General features: G+C 75.7%; 7 protein-coding genes and 1 pseudogene. 4 read left to right on the forward strand and 4 right to left on the reverse strand.

All coding sequences use genetic code 11. The features are described from left to right. Window positions 1–575: pseudogene (locus ACIF6L_RS37265) on the forward strand (glycosyl hydrolase family 32); the annotation flags it as partial. 109 nt (window positions 576–684) lie between these two features. Here the strand turns inward: ACIF6L_RS37265 and ACIF6L_RS37270 are convergent. Further along, window positions 685–1,704 (reverse strand): alpha/beta hydrolase, encoded by a 1,020-nt coding sequence (locus ACIF6L_RS37270; protein WP_396490791.1) that lies wholly within the window; start codon window positions 1,702–1,704, stop codon window positions 685–687. A 196-nt stretch (window positions 1,705–1,900) separates the two neighbouring features. Here ACIF6L_RS37270 and ACIF6L_RS37275 point away from each other — a divergent pair, with 196 nt between their 5' ends. Next, on the forward strand, window positions 1,901–2,662 hold the full coding sequence (locus tag ACIF6L_RS37275; RefSeq protein ID WP_396490790.1) for a maleylpyruvate isomerase family mycothiol-dependent enzyme: 762 nt from the start codon (window positions 1,901–1,903) through the stop codon (window positions 2,660–2,662). A 117-nt stretch (window positions 2,663–2,779) separates the two neighbouring features. Here the strand turns inward: ACIF6L_RS37275 and ACIF6L_RS37280 are convergent, their stop codons facing one another. The 3 genes from ACIF6L_RS37280 to ACIF6L_RS37290 form a co-directional block, all read right to left on the reverse strand. After that, window positions 2,780–3,658, reverse strand: a complete 879-nt coding sequence (locus ACIF6L_RS37280; RefSeq protein ID WP_329491088.1) for a geranyl diphosphate 2-C-methyltransferase — start codon at window positions 3,656–3,658, stop codon at window positions 2,780–2,782. A 15-nt stretch (window positions 3,659–3,673) separates the two neighbouring features. Next, window positions 3,674–4,870 carry a family 2 encapsulin nanocompartment cargo protein terpene cyclase gene (locus ACIF6L_RS37285; protein WP_396490798.1) on the reverse strand — a complete coding sequence of 399 codons (1,197 nt, stop codon included), beginning with the start codon at window positions 4,868–4,870 and terminating at the stop codon, window positions 3,674–3,676. A gap of 245 nt (window positions 4,871–5,115) precedes the next feature. Next, a complete protein-coding gene (locus ACIF6L_RS37290; RefSeq protein WP_396490789.1) occupies window positions 5,116–5,676 on the reverse strand; it encodes a hypothetical protein in 561 nt (186 codons plus the stop codon). Window positions 5,677–6,199: 523 nt separating this feature from the next. Between ACIF6L_RS37290 and ACIF6L_RS37295 the strand changes: the two genes are divergently transcribed. Next, a complete protein-coding gene (locus ACIF6L_RS37295; protein WP_396490788.1) occupies window positions 6,200–9,583 on the forward strand; it encodes a type I polyketide synthase in 3,384 nt (1,127 codons plus the stop codon). A 61-nt stretch (window positions 9,584–9,644) separates the two neighbouring features. Continuing rightward, window positions 9,645–16,352 carry an SDR family NAD(P)-dependent oxidoreductase gene (locus ACIF6L_RS37300; RefSeq protein WP_396490787.1) on the forward strand — a complete coding sequence of 2,236 codons (6,708 nt, stop codon included), beginning with the start codon at window positions 9,645–9,647 and terminating at the stop codon, window positions 16,350–16,352. The last annotated feature ends 48 nt before the right edge of the window (window positions 16,353–16,400 follow it).

Consider the following 16,400-nt stretch of genomic DNA (forward strand, 5'->3'; position numbering starts at 1 on the left):
TGGCGGTCTTCGTGCTGGGACCGAACGGCAGCGGGGTGGCGATCCGCGAACAGGTGGCCCCGTCCGCCGGCTGGGGCGCCTGGAACGGCTCCTTCGGGCCCGCGGCATCCGATCTGAGTGTCGGTCAGAACACGGACGGGCGGCTGGAGGTGTTCGCGGTGGCGCCGGACCGCAGTTCGACCTCGCACATCTGGCAGACGGAGCCCAACGGCGGGTGGAGTGGCTGGAACGGTGACGGCGGCGCGCCGTTCGGGGGCCCGGCCGGCGGTGCGCCGGTGGTCGGTCACCAGGCCGACGGGCGGATGGCGGTCTTCGTGCTGGGACCGAACGGCAGCGGGGTGGCGATCCGCGAACAGGTGGCCCCGTCCGCCGGCTGGGGCGCCTGGAACGGCTCCTTCGGCGGCGCCGCCGCGACCGTGAACGTCAGCCGCAACGCGGACGGCCGGCTGGAGGTGTTCGCCCTCGCCCCCGGCGGAGCCAACATCTCGCACATCTGGCAGAACGCGCCCAACGGCGGCTGGAGTGCCTGGAACGCCGACGGCACCTTCGGCGGCGCCGCCTGGGTGGGCGTATGAACACGTCGAGAGGAACGGTCGAGACCGCGATGCCACCGCGCACCCGCCCCGCCCGCCACGCGTCGCACGCCTCCAGGGCGACGGCCCCCGGTGGCCGGCGCCGGCCGGATCAGCGCGCGAGGAGGCGCCGGAGCCAGCGGGTACGGGCGTCGCGGGCGTCCCGGGCCAGCGCCGAGTGCGGCGCGAGGGTGTCGAAGCCGTGGCAGGCACCGGGCCACACGTGCAGTTCGGCCCGGCCGCCGGCCTGCCAGAGCGCCTGGGCGTAGGCGACGTCCTCGTCCCGGAGGGTCTCGGCCGATCCGACGTCGATGTAGGCCGGGGGCAGCCCGGACAGGTCGGTGGCGCGGGCGGGGGCCGCGTAGGGCGGGAGGTCCGTGGCACCGTACCGGTCACCCAGCAGGGCCTGCCACGCGGTGGCGTTGGAGGAGCGGTCCCAGGTGTCGGTGCCCGCCAACTGGTGGCTGGAGAAGGAGCGGTCGCGGTCGTCCAGCATCGGGCTGAGCAGCAGTTGCCCGAGCGGGACGGGCCCGCCCCGGTCCCGGGTGAGCAGGGCGAGCGCGGCGGCGAGCCCGCCGCCGGCGCTCTTGCCGCCGAGCACGATGCGCGCCGGGTCGATTCCCAGCCGGTCGGCGTGCGCGGCCGCCCAGGTGAGGCCGGCGTAGCAGTCCTCCACCGGTCCGGGGTACCGCGTCCGCGGCGCCAGCCGGTACTCGACGGAGATGACGGCCAGCTCCAGCGGGAGCGCCCACTCCCGCAGCACCCGGGGGAGGACGGACCAGGCGTTGCCCATGACCATGCCGCCGCCGTGCAGGTAGTACAGCAGCGGCAGCGGCCGGGAGATCCCGGCGGGCCGGGCGCTCAGCAGGGTGACCTCCGGCCCGTCCGGCGGTCCCGGTACCCGGAGTTCGGCCACCTCGAAACGGCCGCCGTCGGTCAGCTCGTGGACGGCGGGCCGGGGCCGGGTCGCGGTGTCCCGGGCCTGGCGGGCCGCCAGGTTCGCCGGGGTGAGCGGCTCCCCGGCCGCGTCGCCCAGAGCCGCCAGCGCGGCGGCCAGCTCGGGGTCGAACGGGGGCGCGGTCCGGGCCTTCGGGGCGGGGCCGGGTGCGGCCGGCGGGTCGGCGACGCTCATGCCGGGCCGTCCGGTCGAGCCCCGGGGCGCCGGCCGGACGGGACCGGGGGGAGGCAGCACGTCGAAGGAACGAGGTCCATAGGGCCAGTCAATCACCCGTCCGGCCGGGCCGCGGCCGGTCCGTCGCTCCGGTGGGCGGCCGGTTCCGGCCCACCCGGGGCGGCCCGGTCGGACGGGGGCCGGGAGAATGGCGGCCATGACCACCACCCTGGATCACCCCGCCGCTGTCGCCGCGGAGACCGCCCGCTTCGTCGCCGTCGTCCGTGCCGCCGACCCGTCTACTGCGGTGCCCACCTGCCCCGGCTGGACGCTGGCCGACCTGGTGCGTCACGCCGGGAGCGTGCAACGCTGGTTCACCGTGCTGCTGCGGCAGCGGATCCAGGAGCCGCCGCGCAGCCGGGAGGTCGACCTGCGGCTGCCGGAGGGGCCGGACGGCTACCCCGACTGGCTGGCCGAGGCCGCGGTCGAGGCCGGTGCGGAGTTCGCCGCGGCCGACCTCGACGCGCCGATGTGGGCCTGGGGCGCCGACCAGCACGCCCGGTTCTGGGTGCGCCGGATGCTCTTCGAGACCCTGGTGCACCGCGTGGACGCGGAGCTCGCCCTGGGCCTGCACCCCGGGATCGACCCGGCGCTGGCGGCCGACGGCGTCGCGGAGTTCCTGGTCAACCTGCCCTTCGCGGCCGGCTTCGCGCCCGGGACGACCCTCCTGCGGGCGGAGAACCGGACCGTCCGCTTCACCCGCACCGACGGGGCCGGGGACTGGCTGGTCCGGCTGCGGCCCGACGGTTTCGGACTCGACCCGCAGGGTGGCGGGACGGCCGCCGACGTGACCGTGCGCGGCACCGCCGCGGACCTGCTGCTGTTCCTCTACGGCCGGCTGGACCGGGCCGCCGGCCGCTTCGAGGTGACGGGGGACGAGGGCCTGCTGGCGCACTGGGTGGCCAACTCCGCGTTCTGACTCCGCGTTGACCGGTGGGGCCGGCCGTCGCGAACGCGGCGGGCCGGGTGCGGCCGGGGCGGTGCCCCTCGCCACACCCGGCCCCGGAGGCCGGCCCGGTCGGCCCGGTCGGCCAGGTCAGACCCGGTCGGCCGCGATCAGGACGTACTGGAAGGAGCCGTCCTTGTACGAGGAGATGAACGCCTCCTCGATGCCCGTGACGAGCGAGGAGGTCGCGCGCAGCTCCCAGTACGGCAGGGTCGCCGGGGTGAGGTCGATGACGGCCTGCGGCACGAGCCGGTTGTCCGCCATGGCACGCAGGTACTCCCGGCGGGAGTGGATGTTGCACTCGAAGTGCGCGTTGATCTGCGACACCCACTTCGACGGCTGCCCGTAGGCGGGGTTCCAGCAGCCCGTGATGGTGACGTACCGGCCGCCGACCGCCAGCATCCGGGAGTGCTCGGCGAAGAGGTCGTGCAGGTCGACGTACATGCTGGACTCGTTGTTCCACGAGCCCGCCACCTGGCCGGTCTCGAAGGGCATGTCGAGCATGTTGCAGACCCGGGACCGGACCGAGCCGTCGATGCCGAGCTCCCGAGCGCGCCGGTTGCCGAACTCGGCCTGCTTGGCGGAGAGGGTGACGCCCTCGACCTTGCACCCGAAGCGCTGGTGGGCCATCACCATGGAGCCGCCGCGGCCGCAGCCGGCGTCCACCAGGGTGGCGTCGGGGGCGATCGGGCCCAGGTGGTCCAGCAGCACCTCCGCCTGGGCGGACTCCAGCCGGTGCAGCTCGGCGATCACCTTCTTCTCGCGCTCGCTGTCGTCCGGGTCACCCAGCGAGGCGTGGTCGATGTCGCCGATGCCGTAGTGGTGGTGGTAGAGGCCGTCGACGTCACCGAGGCGCAGATTGACGGGTCGGGCCTCGTGGTCCCAGTAGCGGGCGATGTCGCCCTGGTAGGGCGTGGCGGGACCGGGAACGAGGCTGGTGGGCGTGGTGGGGATATCGGTCGTGGTCATGGGTCAGCTCCTTGGTTACCAGAAGTCGGGCAGGCTGTAGCGGTAGGTGTTGGTCCGGTGCCAGTAGTGGTTGCCGTCGATCCACACGGCCACGCCGCGCAGGAAGCGCAGCAGGGGCGGCGCGGGGCAGGCGGCGGCCAGGGCGGCCGCCTCGGCCTCGAAGGCGTGCATGAGGTCGTTGTGGACCTCGACCGCCTTCAGGTAGCCGTCGCGGTCGGTGCCGCCCTCCTGCTCGGCGAGCACCACCGGGAGGTTCAGGTGCCGGCCGGGGCCGGCGAGTTCCTTGGTGTAGGAGTAGAGGTCGTTGACGATCGTGGTGGCGTTGGAACCGAGCGCGATGACCCGTTGCAGGGCGGGCAGCGTGTGCAGGTCGGCGGGCAGCTCGTAGCCGCCGACGGTGTCCGTGATGGTCGGGCACGGGCGGAAGTTGTTGAACTGGCGCATCGCCAGGTACTCCCAGACCGTGGGGACGTGCTCGGTCTCGGCCCAGGCCGCCTCGGCGAGGTACCCCAGGTGCAGGCGCGCCATGTCGTGCCGGAACCGGTCCGCCTGGGACGGGCTCGCGGCGCGGTGGAAGTAGTCCATGGCGGAGCGGTAGGCGCGCCGCGGGGCGTCCTGCTGGAGCGACTCCTCCCAGGCCGGCTGGTACTCCGCCGTGGTGTGCAGGGGGTCGAGCGCGGTGTGCGCGAGGAGCAGCCGCCCGCCGAGACCGACCGGCGAGCCGCCGTGGTCCTCGCAGTAGCAGTCGTCCACCACGTTCTCGGCGACCATCAGCCGGGCGGCGACCATCAGGTGGTCGGTGTCGGGGGCGTCGGGGTGGCAGGCGACCATGTACCGGCCGATCGAGAACCCGTCGAACTGGTCCTCCCACTCCGGCGGGTACAGCTGGACCTCGTCCACCGCCCAGGCCTTGATCCGGTTGCCGACCTCGTCGACGCGCCCGGGGTCGGGCTCCGGTACCGGGTGGTAGTAGAGGCCCGGAACGGCGCCGCCGGCCTCGGGCGGTGGCGTACGGCGGCCCGGGTGCAGGCCGCCCGTGCCGAGGCCGCTGGGGCCGCTGAGGATCCGCTCCAGGGCGGTACGGCTCATGACCGTACCGCCGAGGTGTCCCCGGTGATCTCCGGTCCGGTGTTCATGGGCATGGACGGGCCTCCCTCCGCGCAGGACCGCGCCGGATGACGGGTCGTCATCCGGCGCGACAGAAGGGGGGATCCCGCAGGTGGTACCCCCCTTGCCGTTCGCTGATCAACGGTAGGCGGGGTGGTCTCGGCCGGAGGCCTCCGGAGCGGTTGATCTACTCGATAGGGTGAATGTTCGGGAAGATCGGGTTTCAAGCGCGCGGTGGGCGCGTGTTGGGGGCGGCCGGGTCGGGTGATGCGGGGCCGGAGGTGCGGATCGAGGGGGCGGGGTGCGGCGGGCGGTCCCCGCTGGGGACCGGGGACCACCGGCCCGTCGGGTCAGCCCTCGGTGTTCCGCTCGGCGTCCTCCGCCGCGGCGGCGTCCCGCCGGTCCAGGGCTTCGGCGGTCGCGGGGTACTTGGACCGCAGGCGGTCCCGGAGCGAGAGCGAGGGGCCGCCTGCCCCCTCGGAGGCCGCCGGGTCGGCGGCCGGGGCGGGGGTCGGACCGGTCACCGGGGTAGCGGCGTCATGGGCCGGGGTCGCGGAATCGGGCGCGGAGTCGGGCGCCGGGCCCGCGGGGGCGCGCAGCCGCGCCAGCTCGGCCTCCAGCTCGGCGACCCGGGACCGCAGCTGCTGCGCCTCCTGGGCGGCGTCCCGGTAGAGCTGCTTGTTGCGCTTGCCGACCTCGGAGAGGGTGTCCACCCGGTCCGCGAAGGCGTCGCGCTCACTGGCGATCGGCTGGACGATGTGGCCGGCGACCACCGCCGCGATCCAGTCGACCCACTCGTTGATCCGGGTGGTGCCCAGCGGGCCGATCAGCTCGGCGTCCTGCAGGCCGGTGAGCATGGGACGGCGGATCATGTCGGCGATGCTCCGCTGCGGGCCGCTCTGTTCGGTCACGACTGCTCCTCGATGCTTGCCCCGCGGTGGGGCGGTGGATGCCGCCGGCGTCACGGTCCGCAGGGCAGGTGCCGGTCTCCTCGGCGATCTCCAGCCTAGCCACCTGCGATTCGGCCGTCGCCGGGTGGCCGGGCCGGGGCCCCGGCGGGGGTGTTCCGGGCCGCCCGGCACCCGGTGGGGAGCGCCGGGCCTCAGTGGCCGGATCCGGTCGTCCGTGAACGTCGGACACCCCGGGTAGTTCGTGCCGCCAGGGATTTTACCGGGGGTTAACAATCGGCCACCGGGCCGACGGGTCGTGTCCGGACGGGCAAGGCGGCGGGGCCGTTCGGGCAATTGCCGTGGTGAAGCGCCCTCGTGGCCGTGATGCCTTGTGGGTACGGCCGGTTGGGCGCCGCCGACAGGCCTCTGACCTCCGGCGCTGAAGCTTGATGTCGTGTACAGAGCGACCCTTGACGCGTTCTGCTGATGCTGGTTCAGTTGCGCTGTGGCCTCACGGGAAGCACACGTATCTTACGAATCTCTCATGTATTCCACTCACAGTGATGCGATAGCCGTTGTCGGCCTGTCGTGTCGGTTACCCGGAGCTTCGACTCCCGATGAGCTGTGGCGACTTCTCCGGCACGGTGAAACCTCTGTCACGGAGGTCCCGGAAGGCCGGTGGGGTGAATTGCCGACGGATGGCGGACAAACAGTCGAAACCGGCGGATCGATACCCCGATGGGGCGGTTTCCTCGATCAGGTCGACCGATTCGACCCCGGCTTCTTCGGCCTTTCCCCGCGCGAGGCGGTCGCGACGGACCCGCAGCAGCGGCTGATGCTGGAACTCGCGTGGGAGGCCCTGGAGTACGCCGGGATCGTCCCGGCGACGCTCGACGGACGATCGGCCGGTGTCTTCTTCGGCGCGATATGGGACGACTACGCGACCCTGTTGCACCAGCGCGGTCCGCGGGCCGTCACCCAGCACAGCGTGACCGGGCTGCAGCGCAGCATGATCGCCAACCGGGTCTCCTACACCCTCGGCCTGCGCGGGCCCAGCCTGGTGACCGACACCGGTCAGTCGTCCTCCCTGGTCGCCGTCCACCAGGCCTGTGAGAGCCTGCGCGCCGGCGAGACCGACCTCGCGCTCGCGGGGGGAGTGAACCTCAACCTCGCCCCGCAGAGCAGCATCGCCGTCGCCCGGTTCGGCGGCCTCTCGCCGACCGGCCGGTGCCACACCTTCGACGCCCGCGCGGACGGCTACGTCCGGGGCGAGGGCGGCGCGGTGGTCGTCCTGAAGCGCCTCGCGGACGCGCTCGCCGATGGCGACGGGGTGCACTGCCTGATCCTCGGCGGCGCGGTGAACAACGACGGCGGCGGTGAGGGGCTCACCGCACCCAGCCCGGCGGCCCAGGAGGAGGTCGTCCGGCGCGCCTACCGCCGGGCCGGGGTGGACCCGGCGGACGTCCAGTACGTGGAACTCCACGGCACGGGCACCAAGGTCGGCGATCCGGTGGAGGCCGCGGCCCTCGGCGCCGCCCTCGGGCGGCTACGGGAGCCCGGGCGGCCGCTGGCGGTCGGCTCGGCGAAGACCAACGTGGGGCACCTCGAAGGCGCCGCCGGGATCGTCGGGCTGCTGAAGGTCGCCCTGAGTCTGCGGCACCGGGAGCTGCCGCCCAGTCTCCACTACGAGCGCCCCCATCCGCTGATTCCGCTGGACTCGCTCCACCTGCGCGTGCAGCGGGAGCTGGGGCCGTGGCCGGAGCCGGACCGGCCGCTGCTGGCGGGCGTGAGTTCGTTCGGCCTCGGCGGGACCAACTGCCATGTGGTGCTGGCCGCCGGGCCCCTGCCGACCGCCTCGGAGCCGGGGCTCTCGGAGGGCGGGCGGACGGAGGGCGGGTCCTCGGAGGTCGGCCCCTCGGAGGTCGAGGTTGCGGCGGCCGGGGGCTCGGCGGCCGGGCCCCCGGGCGGCGGGGCGGGGGCGGCCCGGACGGTGCCGTGGCTGCTGTCCGGCCGCTCGCCGGCGGCGCTGCGGGCCCAGGCGGCCGCGCTGCTGGCGCGGCTCGACGAGCGGCCCGGGCTCCGCGCGGCGGACGTCGGGTACTCGCTGGCCGTGACGCGCTCGGCCTTCGAGCAGCGCGCCGCGGTGACCGGTCGGGACGATGCCGGGCTCCGGCGGGGCCTGACGGCGCTGGCCGAGGGCGGGCGCGCCGCCGAGGTGCTGTCGGGGCAGGCGTACGGGCGCGCCCGGCTCGCCTTCCTGTTCGCCGGTCAGGGCAGCCAGCGGCCGGGAGCGGGGCGTGTGCTCTACGAGGAACACCCGGTGTTCGCAGCGGCGTTGGACGCGGTCTGCGAGCACGTCGACGCGGCCGCGGCCGCGTCGGGAGCGGGCCCGGACCGGCCGCTGCGGGACGTGCTCTTCGCGGCACCGGGCTCCGCCGCCGCGGATCTGCTGGACGGCACCGGTGTCGCGCAGCCCGCCCTGTTCGCGATCGAGGTCGCCCTGTTCCGGCTGCTGGAGAGCCGGGGCGTCCGGCCGGACCTCCTGCTCGGCCACTCCGTCGGCGAACTGGCCGCCGCCCACGTCGCCGGGGTGTTCCCGCTCGCGGACGCCTGCACGCTGGTGACCGCCCGCGGCCGGCTCATGCAGGCGCTCCCGCCCGGCGGCGCCATGGCGGCGCTGCAGGCCGGTGAGCAGGAGGTGCTCCCGCTGCTGGCCGGCCGGGAGCACCTGGTCGGCCTCGCCGCCGTCAACGGCCCGGAGGCGACCGTGGTCGCCGGGGACGCCGAGGAGGTCGAGCGGATCGCGGCCCACTGGCGGACCGCCGGCCGCCGGACCAGAAGGCTCCGGGTGAGCCACGCGTTCCACTCCCCGCACATGGACGCCGTGCTGGACGACTTCCGCGGCGTCGTGGCGGCCCTGGACCTCCGGCCGCCGGAGCTGCCGGTCGTGTCCACGGTCACCGGCGATCTCGTCACGGCCGAGGAGTTCGGCTCGGCCGAGTACTGGGTGCGGCACGTGCGCAGGCCGGTGCGGTTCCTCGACGGCATGCGCCGGCTGGAGCGCGAGGGCGTCACCGCCTACCTGGAGCTCGGGCCGGACGGCACGCTCGCCACGATGGGCCGGGACTGTCTGACCGAGCCCGCGCGGCCGGGCGCCGGTCCCGTCCTCGTGCCCACGCTCCGCAAGGACCGGCCCGAGGCCGACGCGCTGGTCACCGCACTCGCCCGGCTGCACGTCCACGGCGTCGAGGTGGACTGGGCGGCGGAGTTCGCCGGGCACGGCGCCCGGCGGGTCGAGCTGCCCACCTACGCGTTCCAGCGGGAGCGGTACTGGCTCGGGGGCGGCGTGCTCCCCCCGGCCCCGGTGGCCGGGACGGCGACCGCGCCTGCCGCGCCTGCAGCGCCTTCCGGGGCCGACGCGGTCGACCGGCCGGAGCGGGCGCCGGTCGGCGACCGGGGCCCGGGCGCGCTGCTCGACCTGGTGCGCTCCGAGGCGGCCGCCGTGCTCGGCCACCACGACGCCGGGCCGGTCGACCCCGGGCTCTCCTTCAAGGAGCTGGGCTTCGACTCGCTGACCGCGGTGGAGCTGCGGGACCGGCTCGGCGCGGCCACCGGGCTGCGGCTGCCGACCGGTCTGCTGTTCGACCATCCGACGCCTCTCGTCCTGGCCGAGCGGCTGGGCGCCCTGCTCCAGCCGGCGGACCGCGCGGCGGGCTCCGGGGCCCTGGCGGAGCTGGACCGGCTGGAGCGGTCGCTGGCCGCGCTCGGCCCGGACAGCGCCGCCTGGGAGCGGGTCGAGGCCCGGCTGCGGTCCCTGCTGGCCGCCAGGCCGCGAACCGACGGCGACGACCCGAAGCCGAACAGGCTGCGGACGGCGACGGTCGACGAGCTCTTCGCCTTCATCGACCAGGAGTTCCGCACCTCCTGACGCGCCCCGACGCGCGATGTCCGAACCTTCCGCACGGCCGCACCGACACGGAGTGAGAGCAGTGGCGAACGAGGAGAAGCTGGTCGAGTACCTCAGGTGGGTGACCACCGACCTGTACCGGACCAGGGAGCGGCTGCGCGCGGCGGAGTCCGCGTCGGGCGAGCCGGTGGCCGTGGTGGGCATGGGCTGCCGGTTCGCGGGGGGCGTGCGGTCCCCGGAGGACCTGTGGCGGCTGGTGGTGGACGGGGGGGACGCCGTCGGGCCGCTGCCGACCGACCGGGGCTGGGACCTGGCGGAGCTGTTCGACCCGGAGGCCGGGCGGCCGGGGTCCAGCTATGTGCGGGCCGGTGGGTTCCTGGACGCGGTGGCCGACTTCGACGCGGGGTTCTTCGGGATCTCGCCGCGTGAGGCGCTGGCGATGGACCCCCAGCAGCGGTTGCTGCTGGAGACCTCGTGGGAGGCGGTGGAGCGGGCGGGGATCGACCCGCTGTCGCTGCGGGGGAGCCGGACGGGCGTCTTCGCCGGGGCGACCTTCCAGGAGTACGGCCCCCGGCTGCACGAGGGCTCGGAGGACCAGGGCGGCTATCTGCTGACCGGCGTCACCCCCAGCGTGATCTCGGGGCGGGTCGCCTACGCGCTGGGCCTGGAGGGGCCGGCGCTGACGGTGGACACGGCGTGTTCCTCGTCGCTGGTGGCGCTGCACCTCGCGGTGCGGTCCCTGCGGTCGGGCGAGTGCGACCTGGCGCTGGCCGGCGGGGTCACGGTGATGCCGACCCCGGGCATGTTCGTCGAGTTCAGCCGGCAGCAGGGCCTGGCCCCGGACGGACGGTGCAAGCCGTTCGCCGCCGCCGCGGACGGCACGGGCTGGAGCGAGGGCGTCGGTGTCCTGTTGGTGGAGCGGCTGTCGGACGCGCGGCGGTTGGGGCATCCGGTGCTGGCGGTGGTGCGGGGCAGTGCGGTGAACCAGGACGGTGCGTCGAACGGTCTGACGGCGCCGAACGGTCCTTCGCAGCAGCGGGTGATCCGGCAGGCGCTGGCGGACGCGGGGCTCTCGGCGCGGGACGTGGACGCCGTGGAGGCCCATGGCACGGGCACCCGCCTCGGCGACCCGATCGAGGCCGAGGCACTGCTGGCCACGTACGGTCAGGGCCGGTCCGAGGGGGCGCCGCCGCTCCGGTTGGGCTCGGTGAAGTCGAACATCGGGCACACCCAGGCGGCCGCCGGGGTGGCCGGCGTGATCAAGATGGTGTCGGCGATGCGGGCGGGCGTGCTGCCCAGGACGCTGCACGTGGACGAGCCGTCCCCGCACGTGGACTGGAGCTCGGGGGCGGTCGAGCTGCTGACCGAGGCCCGGGAGTGGCTCCCGGGCGCGCGGCCGCGCCGCGCGGCCGTCTCCTCCTTCGGGATCAGCGGGACCAACGCGCACGTGGTGCTGGAGCAGGCGCCGGCCGAGGAGCCCGGCGAGGAGCCGGCCGGGCTGGAGAGCGGTCCGGAGAGCGGGCCGGAGAGCGGGCCGGCGGTGGTGCCGTGGCTGCTCTCGGGGCGCTCGCCGGAGGCGCTGGCCGCGCAGGCCCGGAGTCTGTTGGCGCACCTGGACGCCCGGGGTGCCCTGGATGCCCGGGGCGGCGAACGGCCGGTGGACACCGGCCTCGCGACGGTGGTCACCCGGTCGGTCTTCGAGCACCGCGCCGTGCTGTTGGCCGACCGTGCGGACCGGGAGGCGTTCGGGGCCGGGCTGGCGGCACTGGCCGAGGGCCGGTCCGTCCCGCAGGTGATCGTGGGCGACGCGGCCGTCCGGCCCGGCCGGGTGGTGTTCGTGTTCCCGGGTCAGGGGGCGCAGTGGGCGGGGATGGGTGGGGAGTTGGTGGATTCCTCGCCGGTGTTCGCGGGGCGGTTGGCGGAGTGTGCGGAGGCGTTGCGGCCGTTCGTCGGTTGGGACGTGCTCGATGTGGTGCGTGGTGTGCCCGGTGCTCCGTCGTTGGAGCGGGTGGATGTGGTGCAGCCGGTGTCGTTCGCGGTGATGGTGTCGTTGGCGGAGTTGTGGCGGTCGTACGGTGTGGAGCCGTCGGCGGTGGTGGGGCATTCGCAGGGGGAGATCGCGGCGGCGTGTGTGGCGGGTGCGTTGTCGCTGTCGGAGGCGGCGCGGATCGTGGCGTTGCGCAGCCGGGTGATCGCGGAGCGGTTGGCGGGGCTGGGCGGGATGGTGTCGCTGGCGCTGAGCCCGGTCGAGGCAGGGGAGTTGGTGGCTGCCGCGGAGGGCCGGTTGTCGGTGGCGGCGGTGAACGGGCCCGGCTCGGTGGTGGTGTCGGGGGAGCCGACGGCGTTGGAGGGGCTGCTGGCGGACTGTGAGGCGCGGGGCGTGCGGGCGCGCCGGATCCCGGTCGACTACGCCTCGCACTCCGCGCAGGTCGAGACCGTGCGGGACCATCTGCTCGACGCGCTCGGCCCGGGCCGGGCGGCGGCCTCGGAGGTGGCGTTCTACTCCACCGTCACCGGGGACCTCCTGGACACCGAGGGGATCGACGCCGACTACTGGTACCGCAACCTGCGCGAGACCGTGCGCTTCGACCAGGCCGTCCAACGGCTCTCCGCACAGGGCCACGGCGTCTTCATCGAGGTCAGCCCCCACCCGGTACTGCGCCCGGGCATCGAGGAGACGGTCGAGGAACTCGGCCGTGACGCCGTCGTGGTGGGAACGCTGCGCCGGAACGAGGGCGGACTCGAACGCTTCCTCACCTCGGCCGCCGAGGCCTTCGTCCGGGGCGGCCCGGTGGACTGGACGGCCGCGTTCGCGGGCACCGGTGCCACCCCGGCGAGCCTGCCGACCTACGCGTTCCAGCGGCAGTCCTACTGGTGGCGGCCGGCCCCGGGAGCGTCGGGTGACGCGAGCACCCTGGGACTCGCCCCGGTCGACCACCCCTTCCTGGGCGCGGCACTCGCGCTGCCCGACTCCGACGGCGTCCTCGTCACCGGTCGGCTCTCGCTGGCCGAGCACCCGTGGCTGGCGGACCACACCGTCCTCGGGACGACGGTGGTCCCGGGCACGGCCCTGCTGGAGCTGGCCTTCCAGGCCGCCGACCGGGCCGGCTGCGGCCGGGTCGAGGAGCTCACGCTGCACGCCCCGCTCGTCCTGCCGGACCAGGGCGCGGTGTCGCTCCAGGTGGTGGTCGGCGCGCCCGACGAGGCCGGTCGGCGACCGGTGAGCCTGCACTCCCAGCCGGCGGGGGCGCCGGCCGAGCAGCCGTGGACCAGGCACGCCACCGGCCTGGCGGGGCCCGCCGGACCGGTAGGAGGGGCCGGAGCGGCCGGGGAACGCGACGCCGGCCCGGCGGCCTGGCCCCCGCCGGGAGCCGGACCCGTCCGGATCGACGGGCTGTACGCGGGCCTGGCCGAGACCGGTCTGCCCTACGGCCCGGCCTTCCGGGGCGTCAGGGCGGCCTGGCGGCGGGGTGACGAGGTGTTCGCCGAGGTCGCGCTGCCCGAGGAGGCCGCCGACGGCGCCGACCGCTTCGCCGTGCACCCGGCGCTGCTGGACGCCGCGCTGCACGTCATCGGTCTGGCCCGGCCGGCCGCCGAAACGGCGGACGGCCTGCCGCGGCTGCCCTTCGCCTGGGAGGGCCTGACGCTGCACGCCGTCGGTGCGACCGCGCTGCGGGTCACGGTCACCCCGCTGGGGACCGGCAAGGTGGCGCTGAGCGTCGCCGACACCACGGGCCGGCCGGTCGCCGGGATCGAGTCCCTGGCGCTGCGGCCGGTCACCCGGGAGCAGCTGGACGAGGTCGGCCGGGCCCACGGCGAGGCGCTCTTCCAGGTCGACTGGGTGGCCGTCGGCGCGCCCGCGGCCACCACGTCGGGCTCCGGAGGCGACTGGGCCGTGGTGGGCCCCGGGGGCGCCGGCTTCGCGGGCCAGAGGCCCGGGGGCGCCGGCTCCGACGGCCCGGTCGGCGGGACGTTCGCCGATCTGCGCTCGCTGGCGGAGGCGGCGACGCGGACGAACGGTGCCGTGCCGGAGGTGGTCCTCCTGCCCTGCGCCGCCCCGGCCGCGACCCCCGGCGCGGCCGACCTCGGGGCGGCGGCCCGCGCGCTGGCCGCCGACGTCCTCGACGCGCTGCGGACCTGGCTGGCCGACGACCGGTTCGCCGCCTCCCGCCTGGTGGTGGTGACCAGGGGCGCCGTGACCGTCCGCCCCGGCGAGGCAGCGGCCGCGCCGGTGCAGGCCCCGGTGTGGGGCCTGGTGCGGGCCGCGCAGGCCGAGAACCCCGGCCGCTTCGTCCTGCTGGACCTGGACGAGGGCGACGCCCCACCGGCGCTGCTGGCCGCGGCCGTTCACTCCGGTGAGCCCCAACTCGCCCTTCGCGACGGCACGCTGAGTGTCCCCCGGCTCGCCGGGGCGGCAGCGGCGCTGACGCCGCCGGTCGGCGCGGCCGCCTGGCGGCTGGACATCGAGGGCAAGGGCACCCTGGAGAACCTGGCGCTGCTGCCGGGCCCGGACGACTCCGCCACCGGCCCGCTGGCCGAGGGCCGGGTCCGGATCGCGGTCCGCGCCGCCGGACTCAACTTCCGTGACGTCGTGGTCGCGCTGGGCCTGGTCCCGAGGCTCGACGGGCTCGGCATCGAGGGCGCCGGCGTGGTCACCGGGATCGGTCCGGGGGTGACCGGGCTCGCCGTCGGCGACCGGGTGATGGGCCTGTTCTCCGGCGCGTTCGGACCGGTCGCGGTGGCCGACCACCGGGCCGTCGTCCCGATGCCCGACGGCTGGTCGTTCGCCGAGGCGGCCGCCGTCCCGGTGGTCTTCCTGACCGCCTACCACGGCCTGCGGGACCTGGCGGACCTGCGGCGCGGCGAGAGCGTCCTGGTGCACTCGGCGGCCGGCGGGGTCGGCATGGCCGCGGTGCAGCTGGCCCGGCACTGGGGGGCCGAGGTCTACGGCACGGCCGGCCCGGGCAAGTGGGGCACCCTGCGCGCGTCGGGTCTGGACGAGGCGCACATCGCCTCCTCCCGGGACCTCGGCTTCGAGCAGCGGATCCTGGCGGCGACCGGCGGGCGCGGGGTCTCGGTCGTGCTCAACTCGCTGGCCGGCGAGTTCGTCGACGCCTCCCTGCGGCTGCTGACACGGGGCGGGCGCTTCCTGGAGATGGGGAAGACCGACCACCGGGACGGGGCCGAGGTGGCCGCCGCGCACCCCGGCGTCGACTACCGGATCTTCGACCTGATGGAGGTCGACCCCGGGCGGATCGGCGCGATGCTCCGGGAGGTCCTGGCCCTGTTCGCGGCCGGGGCCCTGCACCGGACACCGCTGACCGTCTGGGACGTCCGGCGGGCCCCCGAGGCGTTCCGCCACCTCCGCCAGGCCCGGCACATCGGGAAGATCGTCCTGACCGTGCCCGCCGCGCCGGACCCGGACGGCACCGCGCTGATCACCGGCGCCCCGGGGACGCTGGGCGCGCTGACCGCCCGGCACCTGGTGACCCACCACGGCGTACGGCACCTGCTCCTGGCCTCGCGCCGGGGCGCGAAGGCCGACGGAGCCGCCGCCCTCGCCGCCGAGCTGACCGCCCTCGGCGCCACCGTGACCGTCGCCACGTGCGACGTCACGGACGGCGGGGCGGTCGCCCGTCTGCTGGCCGGGATCCCGGCCGAGCACCCGCTGACGGCGGTGGTCCACACGGCGGGCGTGCTGGACGACGGAGTCGTCACCTCTCTGGACCGGGCGCGGCTGGACGGCGTCATGGCGCCGAAGGTGGACGCCGCCTGGCACCTGCACCGGCAGACCGAGCACCTGGACCTCGCGGTGTTCGCCCTGTTCTCCTCCGCCACCGCCCTGGTGGGCGCCGCCGGGCAGGGCAACTACGCGGCGGCCAACGCCTTCCTGGACGCCCTGGCCGCGCACCGGCGCTCGCGCGGCCTCCCGGCCCTCGCACTCGCCTGGGGGCTGTGGGCCGAACGCAGCGCCATGACGGGGCACCTCGACGGCGCCGACCTCGACCGGATGCGGCGGGTCGGCATGGGCGCGCTGTCCACCGAGGAGGGGCTGGCACTCTTCGACGCCGCCCACCGCGCGGCCGCGCCGGTCCTGGTGCCGATGCGTCTGGACACCGTCTCCCTGCGGGCACGGGCGGCCTCCGGCGCCGGGCAGGCCGCCGTACCGCCGCTGCTGCGCGGGCTGGTCCGGGTGACCGGCCGCCGGACGGCCGCCGCGGCCTCGCCCACCGGGGGGACGGCGCTGGCCCAGCGGCTCGCCGGACTCCGCGGGCCCGAGCGCGAGCGGCTGGTCCTGGACCTGGTGCTCGACGAGACGGCCGTGGTGCTGGGGCACGGTCTCGCCGGCGCGGTCGACGCCCGCCGGGCGTTCCGGGACCTCGGCTTCGACTCGCTGGCCGCCACCGAGCTGCGGAACCGGCTGAACGCCGCGACCGGACTGCGGTTGCCGACCACCACCGTGTTCGACCACCCGACGCCCGCCGAACTCGCGGCCCTGCTGCGGGCCCGGCTCGTCGGTGAGGCCGAGGCCACCGGGGCGCCGGCACCGGACGCCCGCGCCGGGGCGGCCGTCTACCAGGAACTCGACCGGCTGGAGGGCGCGCTCGGCGCGGTGGCGCAGGACGACGAGGCAGTCGCCGGCATCACCGAGCGCCTCGAAGCCCTCCTCGGGAAGTGGAAGGAGGCCCGCGCCTTCGAGACGGGGGCCACCGAGGACCGGCGGGACTACGAGTCCGCCACCGTCGACGACATCTTCTCGCTCATCGACGAGGAATTCGGCCTGTCCTGATCCGCCCCCGCTCCGCCCGGTCCCGTGCTGCCCCGCCCCGCTCCGTGC

Origin of the sequence: Kitasatospora sp. NPDC086009 (genome assembly GCF_044540385.1) — a bacterium.
In the GTDB taxonomy this organism is placed as follows: domain Bacteria; phylum Actinomycetota; class Actinomycetes; order Streptomycetales; family Streptomycetaceae; genus Kitasatospora.

Coding starts and splice junctions, on each gene's coding strand:
- ACIF6L_RS37270 (WP_396490791.1), bottom strand. CDS start 1,704: ATGAGCGTCGCCGACCCGCCGGCCGCACCCGGCCCCGCCCCGAAGGCC.
- ACIF6L_RS37275 (WP_396490790.1), top strand. CDS start 1,901: ATGACCACCACCCTGGATCACCCCGCCGCTGTCGCCGCGGAGACCGCC.
- ACIF6L_RS37280 (WP_329491088.1), bottom strand. CDS start 3,658: ATGACCACGACCGATATCCCCACCACGCCCACCAGCCTCGTTCCCGGT.
- ACIF6L_RS37295 (WP_396490788.1), top strand. CDS start 6,200: ATGTATTCCACTCACAGTGATGCGATAGCCGTTGTCGGCCTGTCGTGT.